General features: G+C 61.0%; 1 protein-coding gene. It reads right to left on the minus strand.

Annotated elements, in window-relative coordinates; all coding sequences use genetic code 11:
• A partial coding sequence (locus AC0L23_RS39995) for a transposase family protein (RefSeq protein ID WP_473299124.1) occupies nucleotides 1–596 on the minus strand: 596 nt, incomplete at its 3' end.
• Nucleotides 597–712 lie beyond the last annotated feature (116 nt).

Consider the following 712-nt stretch of genomic DNA (forward strand, 5'->3'; position numbering starts at 1 on the left):
AGCCAGGCCTGCGCAGTGGCTGGCTCTCTGTCGGGTAAGAGAGTGATCGGTCGTCGCCGCTCGAGGTCGCAGATGATCGTTCCGTACCTCTGATTGCGCCGCCAGGCCCAATCGTCGATTCCGATCACGCTCGGCGGAGCAAAGGGCGGACACCCGCGCCTTCTAACCACCCGAAGCAATGTGTCGTTGCTTACGGGCAGCATAAGTCGACGGGCAAAACTCGCCGCCGGGCGGCCCCCCAAAGCAAGGCCAAGGTGATGGACGATTAGATCGAGCCGGGTCGTTCGCCGCGCCCACGGTGCCAGAGCTCCGTCATCGAAGCGCTCGGTGAAAATGCGCCGATCGCACAAAACAGAAACGCAGCGAAAGCGGCGCGCCACGACCACCAGGCGAACCTGCCGCCCCGCCAGCGGCAGATCAGTGAGGCGCCGCTGATATCGGCTATGAATCCTCTCTGAACTGGTCCCGCAACCGGGACAGAGACTCGTCCTGCTCGTGGGATGTACGGTGATCACGGTTGTAGCGCCACTACAAAAGGCGCTTTCCACGTCAAATCCGCGAGGGACCAAGACCGACGGACGTAGGGCTCGCTGCATCATATTGATTCCTTTGTGAAACCAACGCGAGCCGGCGCCTGAACTTCATCAAAAGTGATGGTGTGGAACGGCCCTTCGAACCGGCATCAAAACTGCCTAACGTGGTCGCGTAGAGA

It is taken from the genome of Bradyrhizobium sp. MI1.4, assembly GCF_055811315.1.